Annotated in this window: 15 protein-coding genes; 7 read left to right on the forward strand and 8 right to left on the reverse strand. The window is 73.4% G+C overall.

Translation table 11 applies throughout. The annotated features are described in order from the left end of the window. The first annotated feature begins 91 nt into the window (after positions 1–91). Both gcvP and ACWEJ6_RS41775 read left to right on the forward strand, forming a co-directional pair. On the forward strand, positions 92–2,917 hold the full coding sequence (gene gcvP / locus ACWEJ6_RS41770; RefSeq protein WP_452431122.1) for an aminomethyl-transferring glycine dehydrogenase: 2,826 nt from the start codon (positions 92–94) through the stop codon (positions 2,915–2,917). A 127-nt stretch (positions 2,918–3,044) separates the two neighbouring features. Next, the gene (locus tag ACWEJ6_RS41775; RefSeq protein WP_452431123.1) at positions 3,045–3,845 is read left to right on the forward strand and encodes a hypothetical protein; all 801 of its coding nucleotides are present in this window, start codon (positions 3,045–3,047) and stop codon (positions 3,843–3,845) included. Between the two features lie 15 nt (positions 3,846–3,860). Here ACWEJ6_RS41775 and ACWEJ6_RS41780 read toward each other — a convergent pair whose 3' ends face one another. After that, a complete protein-coding gene (locus tag ACWEJ6_RS41780; protein WP_387675459.1) occupies positions 3,861–4,217 on the reverse strand; it encodes a hypothetical protein in 357 nt (118 codons plus the stop codon). 82 nt (positions 4,218–4,299) lie between these two features. Here ACWEJ6_RS41780 and ACWEJ6_RS41785 point away from each other — a divergent pair, with 82 nt between their 5' ends. Beyond that, positions 4,300–4,935 (forward strand): alpha/beta hydrolase family protein, encoded by a 636-nt coding sequence (locus ACWEJ6_RS41785; RefSeq protein WP_387675456.1) that lies wholly within the window; start codon positions 4,300–4,302, stop codon positions 4,933–4,935. Here ACWEJ6_RS41785 and ACWEJ6_RS41790 read toward each other — a convergent pair. Together ACWEJ6_RS41790 and ACWEJ6_RS41795 are read right to left on the reverse strand one after the other, a co-directional pair. Continuing rightward, the gene (locus ACWEJ6_RS41790; RefSeq protein ID WP_125637444.1) at positions 4,892–5,089 is read right to left on the reverse strand and encodes a DUF5999 family protein; all 198 of its coding nucleotides are present in this window, start codon (positions 5,087–5,089) and stop codon (positions 4,892–4,894) included. The genes ACWEJ6_RS41785 and ACWEJ6_RS41790 overlap by 44 nt on opposite strands. A gap of 198 nt (positions 5,090–5,287) precedes the next feature. Beyond that, entirely contained in the window at positions 5,288–5,848 is a 561-nt protein-coding gene (locus tag ACWEJ6_RS41795; protein ID WP_358286538.1) for a TetR/AcrR family transcriptional regulator C-terminal domain-containing protein, read from the reverse strand. Positions 5,849–5,957: 109 nt separating this feature from the next. On the opposite strand from ACWEJ6_RS41795, the gene ACWEJ6_RS41800 reads away from it, so the two are divergent. Further along, a complete protein-coding gene (locus ACWEJ6_RS41800; RefSeq protein WP_364337329.1) occupies positions 5,958–6,356 on the forward strand; it encodes a hypothetical protein in 399 nt (132 codons plus the stop codon). A 144-nt stretch (positions 6,357–6,500) separates the two neighbouring features. On the opposite strand, the gene ACWEJ6_RS41805 is transcribed toward ACWEJ6_RS41800, so the two are convergent. The 3 genes from ACWEJ6_RS41805 to ACWEJ6_RS41815 form a co-directional block, all read right to left on the reverse strand. Next, on the reverse strand, positions 6,501–7,838 hold the full coding sequence (locus ACWEJ6_RS41805; RefSeq protein WP_358286542.1) for an RNA polymerase sigma factor: 1,338 nt from the start codon (positions 7,836–7,838) through the stop codon (positions 6,501–6,503). A 170-nt stretch (positions 7,839–8,008) separates the two neighbouring features. Next, on the reverse strand, positions 8,009–8,359 hold the full coding sequence (locus ACWEJ6_RS41810; RefSeq protein ID WP_452431124.1) for a hypothetical protein: 351 nt from the start codon (positions 8,357–8,359) through the stop codon (positions 8,009–8,011). Between the two features lie 46 nt (positions 8,360–8,405). Continuing rightward, the gene (locus tag ACWEJ6_RS41815; RefSeq protein WP_452431125.1) at positions 8,406–9,551 is read right to left on the reverse strand and encodes an AMP-binding protein; all 1,146 of its coding nucleotides are present in this window, start codon (positions 9,549–9,551) and stop codon (positions 8,406–8,408) included. An 82-nt stretch (positions 9,552–9,633) separates the two neighbouring features. On the opposite strand from ACWEJ6_RS41815, the gene ACWEJ6_RS41820 reads away from it, so the two are divergent. After that, positions 9,634–10,527 (forward strand): o-succinylbenzoate synthase, encoded by an 894-nt coding sequence (locus tag ACWEJ6_RS41820; protein ID WP_387675592.1) that lies wholly within the window; start codon positions 9,634–9,636, stop codon positions 10,525–10,527. Next, complete coding sequence (gene menD, locus ACWEJ6_RS41825; RefSeq protein ID WP_452431126.1) at positions 10,524–12,185, forward strand: 2-succinyl-5-enolpyruvyl-6-hydroxy-3-cyclohexene-1-carboxylic-acid synthase; 1,662 nt, start codon at positions 10,524–10,526, stop codon at positions 12,183–12,185. Before ACWEJ6_RS41820 ends, menD begins: the two co-directional genes overlap by 4 nt. On the opposite strand, the gene ACWEJ6_RS41830 is transcribed toward menD, so the two are convergent. Together ACWEJ6_RS41830 and ACWEJ6_RS41835 are read right to left on the reverse strand one after the other, a co-directional pair. Beyond that, positions 12,175–13,068, reverse strand: coding sequence for a 5'-3' exonuclease (locus ACWEJ6_RS41830; protein WP_387675590.1), 894 nt, complete (start codon positions 13,066–13,068; stop codon positions 12,175–12,177). The two genes, menD and ACWEJ6_RS41830, sit on opposite strands and share 11 nt — an antisense overlap. A gap of 10 nt (positions 13,069–13,078) precedes the next feature. Continuing rightward, positions 13,079–14,323 (reverse strand): PP2C family protein-serine/threonine phosphatase, encoded by a 1,245-nt coding sequence (locus ACWEJ6_RS41835; protein ID WP_387675442.1) that lies wholly within the window; start codon positions 14,321–14,323, stop codon positions 13,079–13,081. Positions 14,324–14,499: 176 nt separating this feature from the next. Between ACWEJ6_RS41835 and ACWEJ6_RS41840 the strand changes: the two genes are divergently transcribed. Next, positions 14,500–15,615: a M24 family metallopeptidase gene (locus tag ACWEJ6_RS41840; RefSeq protein WP_452431127.1), complete on the forward strand. Its 1,116-nt coding sequence runs from the start codon at positions 14,500–14,502 to the stop codon at positions 15,613–15,615. The last annotated feature ends 152 nt before the right edge of the window (positions 15,616–15,767 follow it).

Consider the following 15,767-nt stretch of genomic DNA (forward strand, 5'->3'; position numbering starts at 1 on the left):
CAGGTCGCGATGACGTCGCGATGACAGAGGGGGAGATCCGGCACTCGCCCGCGCCCTGGCGCCGGTCTCCAAGCCTCGGGAGGCAACCTCCATGACCGACCTGTCCGCTCCGCCGTTCTCGTCCAGGCACATCGGCCCATCGGAGTCCGAGCAGCAGCGCATGCTCGAGGCCGTGGGCTTCGAGTCCGTCGGCGACCTGGTGGCCGTGGCCGTGCCCGAGGCCATCAGGGTCAAGGACCGGCTCAAGCTGCCGGCCGCCGCGAGCGAGACCGAGGCCATCGCCGAGCTGCGCGAGCTGGCCTCCCGCAACCGGGTGCTGACCTCCATGATCGGCCTGGGCTACTACGACACCGTCACGCCCGCCGTCATCCGGCGCAACCTGCTGGAGAACCCGGGCTGGTACACCGCCTACACGCCGTACCAGCCGGAGATCTCGCAGGGCCGCCTGGAGGCGCTGCTGAACTTCCAGACGGTCGTCTCCGACCTGACCGGCCTCGACGTCGCCGGCGCCTCCCTGCTGGACGAGGCCACCGCCGCCGCCGAGGCCATGACGCTGGCCCGCCGGGCCGGCAAGTCCAAGAGCGACGTGTTCGTGGTCGACGCCGACACGCTGCCCCAGACCAAGGCCGTGCTGGCCACCCGCGCCGAGCCGCTCGGCATCACGCTGGTCGAGCACGACCTCGACGGCGAGCTGCCCGAGTGCTTCGGCGTGCTCGTCCAGTACCCGGGCGCCTCGGGCCGGCTGCGCGACTTCCGCGACGTGGCCGCCAGGGCGCACGAGGCGGGCGCGCTCGTCGTGGCCGCCGCCGACCTGCTGGCCCTCACGCTGGTGGCCGCCCCCGGCGAGCTGGGCGCCGACATCGCCGTCGGCTCCTCCCAGCGCTTCGGCGTCTCCTTCGGGTTCGGCGGGCCGCACGCGGCCTACATGTCCGTACGCGAGGGCCTGCAGCGGCAGATGCCCGGCCGTCTGGTCGGCGTGTCGGTCGACGTCGACGGCGACCCCGCCTACCGGCTGGCCCTGCAGACCCGCGAGCAGCACATCCGCCGGGAGAAGGCCACCAGCAACATCTGCACCGCCCAGGTCCTGCTGGCCGTGATCGCCGGCATGTACGCCGTCTACCACGGCCCCGAGGGCCTGCGCCGGATCGCGCACCGCGTGCACCGGCACGCCGTCGCGCTGGCCGGCGGGCTGCGCGAGGCCGGCCTGGAGGTCGTGCACGGCGAGTTCTTCGACACCGTGCTCGTCCGCGTGCCCGGCAGGGCCGCCGAGGTGGTGGCCGCCGCCGCCGAGCGGGGCGTCAACCTGTGGCAGGCCGGCGACGACCACGTCTCGATCGCCTGCGACGAGAAGACCGGCGCCGCCGAGCTGGTCAAGGTGTGGGCCGCCTTCGGCGTCGAGCGCGAGGAGGTGGCGCTGGAGGCCGACGCGCTGCCGGCCGAGCTGCTGCGCGAGTCGGACTACCTGACCCACCCGGTCTTCCACAGCCACCGCTCCGAGACCGCGATGCTGCGCTACCTGCGCAGGCTCCAGGACAAGGACATCGCGCTCGACCGTTCGATGATCCCGCTCGGCTCGTGCACGATGAAGCTGAACGCGACCACCGAGATGGAGCCGATCACCTGGCCGGAGTTCGCCGGCGTGCACCCGTACGCGCCGGAGGCCCAGACCGAGGGCTACCGGGAGCTCATCGGCACCCTGGAGGGCTGGCTGGCCGAGGTGACCGGCTACGACGCGGTCTCCATCCAGCCGAACGCCGGCTCCCAGGGCGAGTTCGCCGGCCTGCTGGCCATCCGCGCCTACCACCAGGCCAACGGCGACACCGAGCGGGACGTGTGCCTGATCCCGTCCTCGGCCCACGGCACGAACGCGGCCAGCGCCGTCATGGCGGGCATGCGGGTCGTGGTCGTGGCCTGCGACAGCGACGGCAACATCGACCTGGCCGACCTCGACGCCAAGATCGCCAAGCACCGCGACAAGCTCGCCGCGATCATGGTGACGTACCCGTCCACGCACGGCGTGTACGAGGAGTCGATCACCGAGGTCTGCGCCAAGGTGCACGAGGCCGGCGGCCAGGTCTACGTCGACGGCGCCAACCTCAACGCCCTGGTGGGCCTGGCCAAGCCGGGCGAGTTCGGCGCCGACGTGTCCCACCTCAACCTGCACAAGACGTTCTGCATCCCGCACGGCGGCGGCGGCCCCGGCGTCGGCCCGGTCGCGGTCCGCGGCCACCTGGCGGCCTACCTGCCCGGCCACCCGCTGCGCGACGGCGGCCCGGTCGGCCCGGTCTCGGCCGCCCCGTACGGCTCGGCGGGCATCCTGCCGATCTCGTGGGCGTACGTGCGGATGATGGGCTCCGAGGGCCTCACGGCGGCCACCGAGCAGGCCATCCTGTCGGCCAACTACCTGGCCCGGCGGCTGGCCCCGCACTACCCGGTGCTCTACACCGGCCGCGGCGGCCTGGTGGCCCACGAGTGCATCGTGGACCTGCGCCAGATCACCAAGGAGACCGGCGTCACCGTCGACGACGTGGCCAAGCGCCTGATCGACTACGGCTTCCACGCGCCGACCATGTCGTTCCCGGTGGCCGGGACGCTGATGATCGAGCCGACCGAGAGCGAGGACCTGGACGAGCTCGACCGGTTCGTGGACGCGATGATCGCCATCCGCGGCGAGATCGCCAAGGTGGCCTCCGGGGACTACGACAAGACCGACAACCCGCTGCGCAACGCGCCGCACACGGCCGAGTCGGTCACCGCCGACGAGTGGGCCCACCCGTACTCGCGGACCGAGGCGGCCTACCCGGTGGCCTCGCTGCGCGAGGGCAAGTACTGGGTGCCGGTGCGCCGCATCGACCAGGCGTACGGCGACCGCAACCTGGTGTGCTCCTGCCCGCCGCTGGAGGCGTACGAGGACTGATCCGCCCACGCGGGTCCCCGCCCGGGGGCCCGCGCCGGATCTGGCCCAGTCCTGCACCGTCAAGTGAGCAGACATGATCGCGGCGAGCCGTTAGGCTCGGTGCGATCCGTCGCCTGAAGGAGCTCTCTTGACGTTCTCAGAGCTGGAGACCCCGCCTCTCGACACCGCCCGCCGCCTGGCCGAGGGCGGCGACCTGGAGGGTGCGGCGGCGATCCTGACCGAGCTGGTCGCCGACCCCGACAGCCCCGACCGGGCCCAGGCGGCCGTGGGGCTGGCCGTGGTGCTCGACGAGCGCGGCGACACCGAGGCCGCCCGCGCCGCGGCCCGCACCGCGCTGGCCACCGGCCATCCCGAGTACGCCGCCCAGGCCGCCTGCCACCTGGCCCAGGGTTTCGAGCGCGAGGGCCGCGACGACCAGGCCAGGGCCGCCTGGCAGGCGGTGCTCGGCGTCGGCACGCCGGCCTACGTCCCGCTGGCGCACCTCGCGCTGGCCCGGCTGGCCGGCAGCCCGCAGGAGGCCGGCAAGGAACTGCGCTCCGCCCTCGACGCGAGCCTCGACTCGGGCGACGCCGAGGCCGCCGCGCACGCCGTCCGCCAGCTCGCCGAGACGCTGCTGGAGTACGGCGACCCGGGGGAGGCCGCCGGGCTGCTGCTGGACGCGCTGGAGTTCGCCCCGGCGCGGGAGCTGCCGGGGCTGCGGGTGCTGCTCGGCATCGCGCACCTGGAACTGGCCTGCGCCGAGTTCGCCGAGGCCGTCGAGAGCGGGGCCGACCCCCAGACGGGCGCGCTGGCCATCGAGCTGCTGGCGCGCACGCTGCCGCTGCGCGGCCGCACCGAGGACGCCGGCCAGGTGTGGACCTACGGCCTCGAACACGAGGACCAGACCATGGCCGCCGAGGTCCGGCTGCGCTTCCACCGCGACACCTGAGTGCCGTGCGGCGGCTCAGCCGCGGCGCATGATGGCCACGGCGGCGGCCACGTTGATGGCGACGATCGCCAGCCACGTGATCGTCAGGCCGACCAGCCCCGAGTTGCCGGCCGCGATGGCGGTCAGCGGGATGCCGAGGCCCATCGAGCCCAGCGCGACGGGGATCATGGCCGCGCCGTTGTTCTGCCGCTGCCTGGGCTTGGCCGGGGGAAGGCCGTGGCCGCTCAGCTCGGCCTGGACGCGGGCGGCGATGGTGGCGTCGAGCCGTTCGACGAAGGACTCGACGAGCGCGGCCTCGTAGTCGGGGCCGAGGTCGCGGCGGGCGTCGAGGGTGGCCTGCAGGTCATCCCGGATGGGGCGCATCTCTGGCATGCAAGCCATCATCCCGGCTGTCCGGCGCGCCGTCATCAGACCTGGGGGCCAATGGCGGATCCTCCCCAGGTACGGTGCTGCCATGGAGATCATGACTCCGCGGGGGCCGGCGCTGGTGCAGGTCGACGAGGCGGCCGAGCCCCGGCTGCTGCTGGTGCTGACCCACGGCTCGGCCGGGGGAGTGGACGCGCCCGACCTGCTGGCCGTCCGTGACGCCGCGCTCGGGGCGGGGGCGACCGTGGCCAGGGTGTCGCAGGCGTTCCGGGTCGCGGGGGCGCGGGCGCCGGGCTCGGCCGCCCGGCAGGACGAGGCCTGGGAAGCGGTGCTGGGCGAGCTGCGCGCCGGGTGGCCGGGGCTGCCGCTGGTGCAGGGCGGCCGGAGCAACGGCGCCCGGGTGGCCTGCCGTACGGCCTCGGCGGTGGGCGCGGCGGCGGTGGTGGCGCTGGCCTTCCCGCTGCACCCGCCCGGCAGGCCGGAGCGTTCCAGGGCCGAGGAGCTGCGCGGGGCCGGGGTCGACGTGCTGGTGGTCAACGGGGACCGGGATCCGTTCGGAGTGCCGGATCCCGCGGACTGCGCCCGGCTGGTGGTGCTGCCGGGCGAGGGCCACGACCTGAAGCGGGACCCCGCCCGGGTGGGCGAGGTCGTGGCCCGGTGGATCGGCGGCTACGCCGCCGTCAGGCGGCGCCCACCAGGGGGTCGGGCCGGTGCGGCGCGATGACGGTGCCGCTGGGCAGCAGCTCCCCGGTGTCCTCGAACAGGACGACGCCGTTGCAGAGAAGGCTCCACCCCTGCTCGGGGTGGCATGCGAGGGTGCGTGCTGCCTCGCGGTCCGGCGCCTCGGCAGACGGACAGGCCGGGTCGTGCGGGCACATCGGCGTGCCTCCGATATCTCGTGGGTGCTCCCGGGAGAGGGACGGGAGCGGCTCGGGTTTGTTGTTCTGGCAAGTGTGCGACGTGTGTCACACGGTCCGACATAGCCCGTTCGGACTGTTACAGGAGGATCCCCCGGTCGTGTGACCTTCGACACAGCGTGCCTTATGCAGGATAACGGGCCAAGCGCGACACGCGCACTACGTTTGCAACCCCTTGAGCAAAGCGTCGAGTCCTCTTTCGAAGTCCACATCCGCCCTTTCGTCCCGCCTGACCCATTCATCGACTTCCGGGTCAGCCCATCCGGATTGCTGGACTTCGACCGCCACGCTGCCGAACACGAACGCCCGCAGCGCGCGCACGGCCTCGGGGGCGTCGTTCAGGCCGCCGTCGGCGAGCTGCTCGGTCTGCTCCCTGATGGCGACGGCGGTGGCGCCCTTGGGCGGCTTGGTCAGGGCCAGCGCGAGCACGCCCGGATGCTCGCGCAGCAGCTCCCGGCCCGCCCGGCACCACGCCCTGGCCGTCTCCTGCCAGGTGGCCGCCTGCTCCACGTGCACGGACGTGACGTGCTCGGCCAGCGCGTCCATCAGCGCCTCCTTGCCGCGGGGCAGGTGGTGGTAGATGGCCATGGCCTCCACCTCCAGGGCGTCGCCCAGCCGGCGCATGGTGAGCCGGCGCAGCCCCTGGCTGTCGGCGATGTGGAGTGCGGCCTCGATGATGCGCTCGCGGGAGAGTGGGACGGGAGGTCTCTTTGCGGGCATGGTGATCATCTTACTGGGCGGCCCCGTCCGTCGCCCGGTGTTCGGGGGCGGTGTCGGACGGCGTACCCTTGTGGGTTGAACAGCAAAGACTGCGTGAAGGGCAGGGTCGATGGCGTTTTTCCGTCCGCGGGTGAGCCGGGAGGCCGAGGTTCGCTACCACGCGGACCAGGAGATCTCCAAGGGCTTCCCGCAGCTGCTTGACAAGGCCAGGCAGGCCGAGCAGATCGTGCGCGACCTGCGTGCGGCCGCGGCCGACGAGATCGAGCTGCTGGCGGCGGGCCGGGCGTTCGACGTCGCGCTGACCGAGGCGCTGCGGGCCGCCGAGGCCGGGCAGCGGGCCACGTTCGGCGTGCGCTCGTACGACGACCGCATCGCGCGCCGCAAGGCCAAGGCCACCCCCCGCGGGGCCATGTGGACGGCCGAGGTCGACCGGCTGCGCACGCTGCGCGAGGAGAACCGCATGTGGGGCATCCCGCGCGTGCCCCGGCCGGTGCCCGCCACCGTCTGACCGAAGGCACACGAAAGCCCCGGCGCCGTGCGCGCCGGGGCTCTTCGTGCGTTCCAGGCCCTCACCGTCAGGTCCTGACGGCCGGGCTCGCGTTCCTGGGCCGTCGCCGTCAGGTCCTGACGGCGACGGCCGGGGCGGTGCGGGTCAGCTGGCCCAGTCGAGCAGCGGGCGGGTGTTGCTCGGGTGGCGCAGCTTCGACAGCGACTCCTTCTCCAGCTGGCGGATGCGCTCGCGGGTCAGGCCGAGGTGCTTGCCGATCTCGTCCAGGGTGTGCGGCTTGCCGTCCACCAGGCCGAACCGCAGGGCCATGATCTTCGCCTCGCGCGGCGAGAGGTTGTCGAGCACGCCGCGCAGCTGGTCGCCCAGCAGCTGGCGGTCGACGATCTCCGACGCCTCCGGCGAGTCGACGTCCTCGATGAGGTCGCCGATCGTGGTCTCGCCGTCCTCGCCGATGGTCGCGTTGAGCGAGATCGGCTGGCGGCTGGTGCGCAGCAGCTCCTCGATCTGGTCCGGCGTCTTGTCCAGCTCGACGGCCAGCTCCTCGGGCGTGGGCTCGCGGCCCAGCCTCTGGTGCATGTCCCGCTCGACCCGCGACAGCTTGGAGAGCATCTCCAGCACGTGGACGGGCAGCCGGATCGTCCGGGCGGAGTCGGCGAAGCCGCGCTGGATGGCCTGCCGGATCCACCACATGGCGTAGGTGGAGAACTTGAAGCCCTTGGTGTAGTCGAACTTCTCCACGGCCCTGATCAGGCCCAGGTTGCCCTCCTGGACGACGTCCAGCAGGGACATGCCGCGGTCGGTGTACTTCTTGGCCACCGAGACCACCAGGCGCAGGTTGGCCTCCAGCATGTGGTCCTTGGCCTGCCGGCCGTCCTCGATGACCAGGTGCAGGTCGTCGCGCACGGACGGCGGCACGTCGGGGTGGGTCTCCAGCTTGTACTCGGCGTACAGGCCGGCCTCGATCCGGCGGGCCAGCTCGACCTCCTGGGCGGCGGTGAGCAGGGTACGGCGGCCGATCGACTTCAGGTACGTGTGCACCGAGTCGCCCATCACGGACTGGTTGTCGTCCAGGTCCATGGCCTCGGTCTCGATCTCGGCGTCCTCGGCCGTGAGTTCGAGGTCGTCGGGGGCCACGTCCTCCTCGTGCTCCGGCTTGCCGTCCACCGGGCTTTTTGCCTCGGCGGCCGTGCGGCCGGTAGCCTTTGCCCCGGAAGCCTTCCTCGGCTTGGGGGCGCTCTTGTTCGCGGTCTTCTGGGTGGTCTTCCTGGCGGCGGTCTTGGCCAGCGACGGCTCGTTCTCGGCAGCCAGGCTCACACCGGCCTCCGAGAGCTCGCGCAGAATCGTGCGGCCTTCAGAGGGGCTGATGCCGGCCTCGGCGAACGCGTCGCGCAGCTCCGCCAGAGAAAGGTGACCCTGGGCTCGCCCTCGTTCAATGAGCTGGTCGAGAGTCGCGGGTGGGGTCGCCACGGCGGTTCTGGGCATGAGGACACCTCCTCCGTACGGAGTCGAAGCGATCAGGCAGGTTGTGGTGGGGCGGTGGTCACTCCGCACGGCGCACCAGTATCAATAACGCCATCCACCGCTATTTGTTCCCGGAGGGATGAAAAAGGGGCGGAACGCCCAGAGGGCGCGCCACCCCCGGAAGGCGGGAACTACTCCGCCACCTCGAAGCTTCCGGTCCCCTCCGGCATGGGCATCGGCTCGGCCTCTTCCATGCGCTTGTCGGTCCAGTAGTCGATGACCTCGCGTGGATCGGGGTTGATCTCCGTGGAGACCACGACGCCCTCGGTGTCGCCGGGGGAGGGCACCGGCCGGCCGGTCGGCGACGTCTGCTCGGCGCTCTGGTCGGCCCCCTGGTCGGCCCTCTGGTCGACCACGGCCCGGGTCTCCCTGGCGACCGCGTCGAGCTTGCCCGCCGAGGCGGCCGCCGCGACCGACGCGCCGCCGACGACGATCACGCCGACGACCGCCGCGGACGCCCACATCTTGCGGGTCTGGTTCATGAAGGCTCCCTTCCTTCTCTCCCCGTTATGACGCAGCCGCGCCGCGTCAGGTTCCTGTCCGCAGCCGTACGAGATCGGTCTTGCCGTTGGGCAGCAGCGGCAGGCGGGGGAGGAGGCGCAGGCCGCGCGGCGCGGCGTGGGCGGGCAGCCGGTCGCGGCAGTAGGCGCGCAGCTCGGCCAGCGTGGGCGGCGCGGCCGGGTCGGCCGGCACCACGAACGCCGTGACCGCCTCGCCCCACTCCGGGTCGGGCAGGCCGGCCACGGCCACGTCGGCGACCCCGGGGTGGGTGCCGAGCACGGCGCTCACCACGGCGGCCACGACCTTCTCGCCGCCGGTGTTGACGACGTCGTCGGCCCGGCCGAGCACGCGCAGCCGGCCGCCGTTCAGCTCGCCGAGGTCGGAGGTGACGAACCAATCGCCGTCGAAGGCGGTCCGGCCGGCGAAGCGGTAGCCGGAGAAGAGCACGGGCCCGGCGATCCTGATCAGGCCGTCCTCGCCGATTTTGAGATCTACATCGTAAAGGGGGCGGCCGTCGTAGACGCAGCCGCCGCACGTCTCGCTCATCCCGTACGTGGTGAACACCCGGGCGCCGAGCTCCACGGCCCGCTCGACCAGCCCCGCCCTGGGCGCCGCGCCGCCGAGCAGGATCGTGCGGAACACCGACAGGTCGGCGCCCGTCTCGACCAGCCGGTGGAGCTGCGTCGGCACCAGGGAGACGTGGTGGGCGCCGGAGGACAGCACGGCCCGCACGTCGAAGGAGGGGTGGATGATCGGCTCGCTGCCCGACAGCAGCGCGCGTACCAGCACCTGCAGGCCGGAGACGTGGGAGACGGGCAGGCAGCACAACCACCGGTCGCCCTCGGCGGCCCCGATCCTGCTCAGCGAGGCCGACGCCGAGGCGCGCAGTGCCGAGGCCGACAGCTGCACGCCCTTGGGCGCGCCGGTGCTGCCGCTGGTGGCGATGACGACCGCCACGTCGCCCGGGACGCCCTCGCCGCCCGGCCGCGGCTCGCCGCCGGCGTGCGTGGGCCGCAGGGCCTGGAGGGCCTGGTGCTCGTGGCCCGGCTGGAGCGGCAGGACGGCCGGGCCGTCGCCGGAGAGGGCGTCGCGGATCGCGGTGAAAAGGCCGGGGCCGGGAGGCTGCACAATGGCATGCAGCGGACGGTCCGGATGCGACGGGTTCCTCCACATGCTCGTAAGGTTAATGGCGACAGGTCGGACACAGGTGCAGGGTAGGGTCGTGACGCGTTCTCCCGTGGTCTTCCGGATTCCGATGCGGACGCGGTTTCGCGGGCAGACCGTCAGGGAGGGCGTGCTGCTGCACGGCCCGGCGGGCTGGGGCGAGTTCTCCCCGTTCCCCGAGTACGGTCCGCGCGAGTGCGCCCGCTGGCTGGCGTGCGCCCGTGAGGCCGCCTTCGACGGCTGGCCCGAGCCGGTGCGCGATCGCGTCCCGGTCAACGCCACCGTCCCGGCGGTCGACGCCGAGCAGGCCCACGAGCTGGTGCGGCGCTCCGGCTGCGGCACGGCGAAGGTCAAGGTGGCCGAGCGCGGCCAGACGTTCGCCGACGACCTGGCGCGGGTGGAGGCGGTGCGTGACGCCCTGGGGCCGTCCGGGCGGCTGAGGGTCGACGTCAACGGCGCCTGGGAGGTCGACGAGGCCGTCACCCGGCTCAAGCGGCTCGACCGGTTCGGTCTTGAGTACGCCGAGCAGCCGTGCGCGACCCTGGAGGAGCTGGCGGCGGTGCGCAGGGCGGTCGACGTGCCGATCGCGGCCGACGAGTCGATCCGGCGCGCCGAGGACCCGCTGAAGGTGCGGGCGGCCGAGGCGGCCGACATCGCGGTGGTCAAGGTGCAGCCGCTGGGCGGGGTGCGCGCCGCGCTGCGGGTGGTGGAGGCGTGCGGGCTGCCCGCCGTGGTCTCCAGCGCCGTGGAGACGTCGGTGGGGCTGGCCGCGGGGGTCGCGCTGGCGGCGGCGCTGCCGTCGCTGCCGTACGCGTGCGGGCTGGGCACGATGTCGTTGCTGGCGGGCGACGTGGTGGACGACTCGCTGGTGCCCGTGGACGGATGGCTCCCGGTGCGCCGCCCCTCGGTGAATTTTCAGCATTTGTCGGAATTTGAGATTGAATCTCCCCAGTGGCTCGGCCGGATGCAGGAGGCGTCGCTTTGAACCCCGCAACCGCGCTGGCCACCGTGCTCGTCGACGAGCTGGTGCGCTGTGGCCTGACCGACGTGGTGCTCGCCCCCGGCTCCCGCTCGGCCCCCCTCGCCCTGGCGCTGCACGCCGAGTCGCGGGTGCGCCTGCACGTGCGCATCGACGAGCGCTCGGCCTCCTTCCTGGCGCTCGGCCTGGCCAAGCGCTCCGAGCGGCCGGTGGCGCTGATCTGCTCCTCCGGCACGGCCGCGGCCAACTTCCATCCGGCGGTGATCGAGGCCGACGAGTCCGGCGTGCCGCTGCTCGTCCTGACCGCCGACCGTCCGCCCGAGCTGCGCGGCACCGGCGCGAACCAGACGATCGACCAGATCAAGCTGTACGGCACCGCCGTCCGCTGGTTCGCCGAGGTCGGCGTGCCGGAAGACCGTCCCGGCATGGTCGCCTACTGGCGTTCGCTGGCCTGCCGCGCCTACCAGCGGGCCGCGGGGGCGGCCAACCCCGGCCCCGTGCACCTCAACCTGGCCTTCCGGGAGCCGCTGATCCCCGACGGCGACACGAGCTGGTCCGAGCCGCTCGACGGCGGCGTGAACGGACCCTGGGTGCGGGCCCGCGTCGCGCCTCCGCCCATCGCGCTGCACATCCCGCCCACCCGGCGCGGCGTGCTGGTAGTCGGCGACGGCGCGGCCAACGTCCGGCGTTACGTGGCCGCCGCCGGCATGGCCGGCTGGCCGGTGCTGTCGGAGCCCAACGGCGGCGCCCGCTACGGCGACCACTCCATCTCCAGCTACCACTACCTGCTCGGCACGCCCGAGTTCGCCGACTCCCACCGTCCCGACGTGGTCGTCACGCTGGGCCGGCCCGGGCTGTCGCGGCCGCTGCTGTCCTGGCTGAAGCGGACGGACGAGCACATCGTGGTCGCCCCCGACCTCGACCGCTGGCCCGACCCGACCCGGTCGGCCACCCAGGTCGCGCAGGCCGTGGAGATCCCGGTGGCCTCCGGCGACGACAGCTGGCTGCACGCCTGGCGGCAGGCCGACGCGGCCGTCCGGTCGGCCCTCGACGCGGTCCTGGACGTCTCCGGCACCTCCGAGCCGCGCCTGGCCCGCGACCTGGCCGACGCGCTGCCCAACGGCGCGCTGCTGTTCTGCGGCTCCTCGATGCCGATCAGGGACCTCGACCAGTTCATGCGGCCGCGGCGCGGCATCAGGCTGATGGCCAGCCGGGGCGCCTCGGGCATCGACGGGCTGGTGTCCACGGCCATGGGGGCCGCGCTGGCGCACAACGGGCCCTCGTACGCGCTGCTCGGCGACCTGTCGTTCCTGCACGACCAGAACGGGCTGATCCTCGGCCCCCGCGAGCCCAGGCCGGACCTGTGCATGGTGGTCGTCAACAACGACGGCGGCGGCATCTTCTCGCTGCTGCCGCAGGCGGCGGTGCGCGACCCGTTCGAGCGGGTGTTCGGCACGCCGCACGGCGTGGACCTGGCCTACGCCGCCGCCGCGAGCGGGACGCCGTACACGCTGCTCGGGGACGTCAGCGAGCTGTCCAAGGCGATGCGCGGCGAGGGGCCGCGGGTGGTGGAGGTGCGCACCGACCGCGAGGAGAACGCCGCCGTGCACGGCCGCCTGCGCGAGGCGGCCCAGGACGCCGTGCGGGAGTTCCTCAGCTCCTGAGCGCCTCCAGCAGGCGGTTGAGCGGGCTGTCGAGGCCGTAGCGGTCGGCCAGGGCCACCAGGGCCTCCGGGTCGCGCGGCTTGTCGGGCAGCGTCAGGTCGGCGGCGGGCAGCGGCGCGTCGGAGGCCACCTCGACCACGGCGGGCGCGGCGTCGAGGTAGTCGCGGGCGGCGGCCAGGCGGTTGCGGCTGCCGGCCGGGAAGCCCTCGGTGACGCCGGAGTCGAGCGCCTCCAGCAGCGCGGCGAGCGAGCCGAACCGGGTGATCAGGGCCGCCGCCGTCTTCTCGCCGACGCCGGGCACGCCGGGCAGGCCGTCGCTGGGGTCGCCGCGCAGCGTGGCGAAGTCGGCATAGGCGCGGCCGGGCACGCCGTACTTGGCGGTGACGAACGCCTCGTCGACGAACTGCAGGTTGCGGATGCCGCGCGCGGTGTACAGGACGCGGACCGGGCGGGAGTCGTCGACGAGCTGGAACAGGTCGCGGTCGCCGGTGACGATCTCGACGGCGCCCCGCGCCTGGTGGGTGAGGGTGCCGATCACGTCGTCGGCCTCGTAGCCGGGCGACTCGGGACGGGCGATGCCCACGGCGTCGAGGACCTGGTTGATCACGGCGATCTGCGGCACCAGCGCCTCGGGCACCTCCTCGACGTCGCCGTGGGCCACCCGGTGCGCCTTGTAGGTCGGGATCGCCGCCACCCGGAAGGCGGGCCGCCAGTCGGCGTCCATGGTGGCGGCCAGCGCCGCCGGGGAATGTTGCCGGACCAGCGTGGCGATCATGTCGATGAGCCCGCGCACCGCGTTGACCGGGGAGCCGTCGGGCGCCTTGACCGACTCGGGCACGCCGTAGAAGGCGCGGAAGTAGAGGGACGGTGTGTCCAGAAGCATGAGCACCCGTCTATGGTCGCACTCCCGCCGCCCTCCCGTCCGGCTCCGGGACGGCGACGGCCAGCAGGCACGCGTCGTCCTCGGGGTTGGGGCCGCCGATGCCGGCCAGCAGACGGTCGAGCCCGGCGTCGAGGTCGTGGGCGGACAGGCCCCCGGCGGCGTCGAGCACCAGCTCCAGGCCGACGTCGATGTCGCGGGTACGCCGCTCGACCAGCCCGTCGGTGAACATCAGCAGCAGGTCGCCGGGGCGCAGCCGGGTGTGGGCCAGCTCGTAGGGCCGCCCGGAGTCGGCGCCGAGCAGCACGCCGCGCGGCCTGCCCAGCAGGGCCGCCCGGCCCCCGCGCACCAGGATCGGGTCGAGGTTGCCCGCCTGCCCCCAGCTGAACAGCAGCGTCTCGGGGTCGAGGTGGCCGATGACGGCCGTGGCGGTGGTGTCCTTCAGCTGGTGGAGGACGAGGTCGTTGAGCCACGACAGCAGGCGGTCGGCGGGCCGGCCGGTCATGGTGAGGCCGACGAGGGCGTGGCGCAGGTGGGCCATGTGGGCGATGGCGGGCAGCCCGTGGCCCGACACGTCGCCGATGGCCAGCAGCAGGCGGCCGTCGGGCGTGGTCGCGGCCTCGAACCAGTCGCCGCCCAGGCTCGCGGTCTTCTCGGCCGGCACGTAGCGGACGGCGATCCTGGCCCCCGGCAGGTCGAGGCAGCCGGTGGGCGCGGGCAGGATGGCCTCGCGCAGCGCCAGCATCACGTTGCGCTCCTCGGCCGCCTGCTCGCGGGCCTCCAGGAGCTGGCGGCGCGACTCCGACATCATGCGCTCGGCCCGGCGGCGGCCGGTGATGTCCTGGATGACGCCGTGCATGCCGACCGGGCCGCCTGGCGACATCAGCGGTTCGAGCACGACGCGCAGGTCGCGCAGCTCGCCCGTGCCGCGCCTGACGCGGAACTCGGCGTGCACGGGCTCGACCCCCTCGACCACGTGCCACAGCAGCCGGTCGAGCGCGTCGAGGTCGGCCGGCTCGACCATGGCGGCCAGGTCGGGCAGGGACAGCGGCCCCTCCTCACGGTCTCTTCCGAAGATCGCGTAGACCTGGTCGGACCAGACGGCGGCCCCGGTGCGCAGGTTCCATTCGGCCCAGCCCATGTTGCCCAGCCGCTCGGCGTGGGCCAGCCGGACGGCCAGCAGCTCCGCCCCCGCCCCGCGCGCCCGCCCGTGCGGGGCCTCCCTGACCAGCTCTGCCGCGCCTGCGAAGTCGACCATGGCCTCACTCTCAAAGTGCAGTGGAACTGGACAATTGGTCCCACACTACGTGATCAATGTGGAACGGAGTGTAGTCATGGGCTCTCATGTTGTGAGAAGTTTTCGCGGATTTTAGCCCTCGGCGGACAAGCGGCCTGCTGGAGTGGGGGCGCCGGGCGTCCGAGTAGATTTGGCTCGTGACGTCCTCAGACCTGTATCCCGTGTCCCGTCTTGCCGCCGCGCAGGAGGCCACCGCCAAGGCCGGCCTCGACGCCCTGCTGCTCACCCCCGGGCCCGACCTGCGCTATGTCAGCGGCTACGACGCCAAGCCGCTGGAGCGGCTGACCTGCCTCGTGGTGCCCGCCTCGGGGGAGGCGTACATGATGGTGCCCCGCCTTGAGCTGCCGGCCGCGCAGGCCTCGCCCGCCGCCCGGCTCGGGCTGGAGTTCGTGGCCTGGGACGAGACCGACGACCCCTACGGCATCGCCGCCTCCCGGCTGGGCCGGGTGGCCAAGGTGGGGCTGGCCGACCGCATGTGGGCCATGTCGTCGCTGCGCTTCCGCGACGTGCTGCCGGAGGCGGAGCAGGTGCTGGCCGGCACGGTGCTGCGCGACCTGCGCATGCGCAAGTCGCCGGCCGAGGTGGCGGCCCTGCGCGAGGCCGGCCAGGCCATCGACGCGGTCCACCGGCAGGTGCCCGAGCTGCTGCGCGCCGGTCGCACCGAGCGCGAGGTGGGCCGCGACATCGCCGAGGCGATCCTGGCCGCCGGCCACGCCACGGTCGACTTCGTCATCGTCGCCTCCGGGCCCAACGGCGCCAGCCCCCACCACGACGTGTCCGACCGGGTGATCCAGGCCGGCGAGCCGGTCGTGGTCGACATCGGCGGCCAGCTCCACAACGGCTACTGCTCCGACTCCACCCGCACCTACAGCGTGGGCGAGCCGCCCGCCGAGTTCGCCGCCTACTACGAGGTGCTGCGCCGCGCCCAGGAGGCCGCCTGCGCCGCGGTGCGGCCGGGCGTGTCGTGCGAGTCGATCGACGCGGCGGCCCGCGAGGTCATCGCCGAGGCCGGTTACGGCGACTACTTCATCCACCGCACCGGCCACGGCATCGGCATCGAGACGCACGAGGAGCCCTACATCGTCGCGGGCAACGACGAGCCGATGGAGGCCGGGTTCGCCTTCTCCGTCGAGCCCGGCATCTACCTGCCCGGTCGCCACGGCGCCCGCATCGAGGACATCGTCGTCTGCACCGAGACCGGCGGCGAGCGGCTGAACAACACGCCGCGCGAGCTGGTGACCGTCCAGCCGTAACGGCATGTTCACCGAGGTCAGGTACGCCACCCGGCCCGGGTCGGCGCGGCCCAACGAGGACCTGGCGGTGGCCGGGCCCTCGTGGGCGGTCGTGCTCGACGGGGCCACGGCGGCGGCCGGGGCCGGCGGCGGGTGCGCCCACGGGGTCGCCT

It is taken from the genome of Nonomuraea sp. NPDC004702 (assembly GCF_053601695.1).

Coding starts and splice junctions, on each gene's coding strand:
- gcvP (WP_452431122.1), top strand. CDS start 92: ATGACCGACCTGTCCGCTCCGCCGTTCTCGTCCAGGCACATCGGCCCA.
- ACWEJ6_RS41780 (WP_387675459.1), bottom strand. CDS start 4,217: ATGCCAGAGATGCGCCCCATCCGGGATGACCTGCAGGCCACCCTCGAC.
- ACWEJ6_RS41785 (WP_387675456.1), top strand. CDS start 4,300: ATGGAGATCATGACTCCGCGGGGGCCGGCGCTGGTGCAGGTCGACGAG.
- ACWEJ6_RS41790 (WP_125637444.1), bottom strand. CDS start 5,089: ATGTGCCCGCACGACCCGGCCTGTCCGTCTGCCGAGGCGCCGGACCGC.
- ACWEJ6_RS41795 (WP_358286538.1), bottom strand. CDS start 5,848: ATGCCCGCAAAGAGACCTCCCGTCCCACTCTCCCGCGAGCGCATCATC.
- ACWEJ6_RS41800 (WP_364337329.1), top strand. CDS start 5,958: ATGGCGTTTTTCCGTCCGCGGGTGAGCCGGGAGGCCGAGGTTCGCTAC.
- ACWEJ6_RS41805 (WP_358286542.1), bottom strand. CDS start 7,838: ATGCCCAGAACCGCCGTGGCGACCCCACCCGCGACTCTCGACCAGCTC.
- ACWEJ6_RS41810 (WP_452431124.1), bottom strand. CDS start 8,359: ATGAACCAGACCCGCAAGATGTGGGCGTCCGCGGCGGTCGTCGGCGTG.
- ACWEJ6_RS41815 (WP_452431125.1), bottom strand. CDS start 9,551: ATGTGGAGGAACCCGTCGCATCCGGACCGTCCGCTGCATGCCATTGTG.
- ACWEJ6_RS41820 (WP_387675592.1), top strand. CDS start 9,634: ATGCGGACGCGGTTTCGCGGGCAGACCGTCAGGGAGGGCGTGCTGCTG.
- ACWEJ6_RS41830 (WP_387675590.1), bottom strand. CDS start 13,068: ATGCTTCTGGACACACCGTCCCTCTACTTCCGCGCCTTCTACGGCGTG.
- ACWEJ6_RS41835 (WP_387675442.1), bottom strand. CDS start 14,323: ATGGTCGACTTCGCAGGCGCGGCAGAGCTGGTCAGGGAGGCCCCGCAC.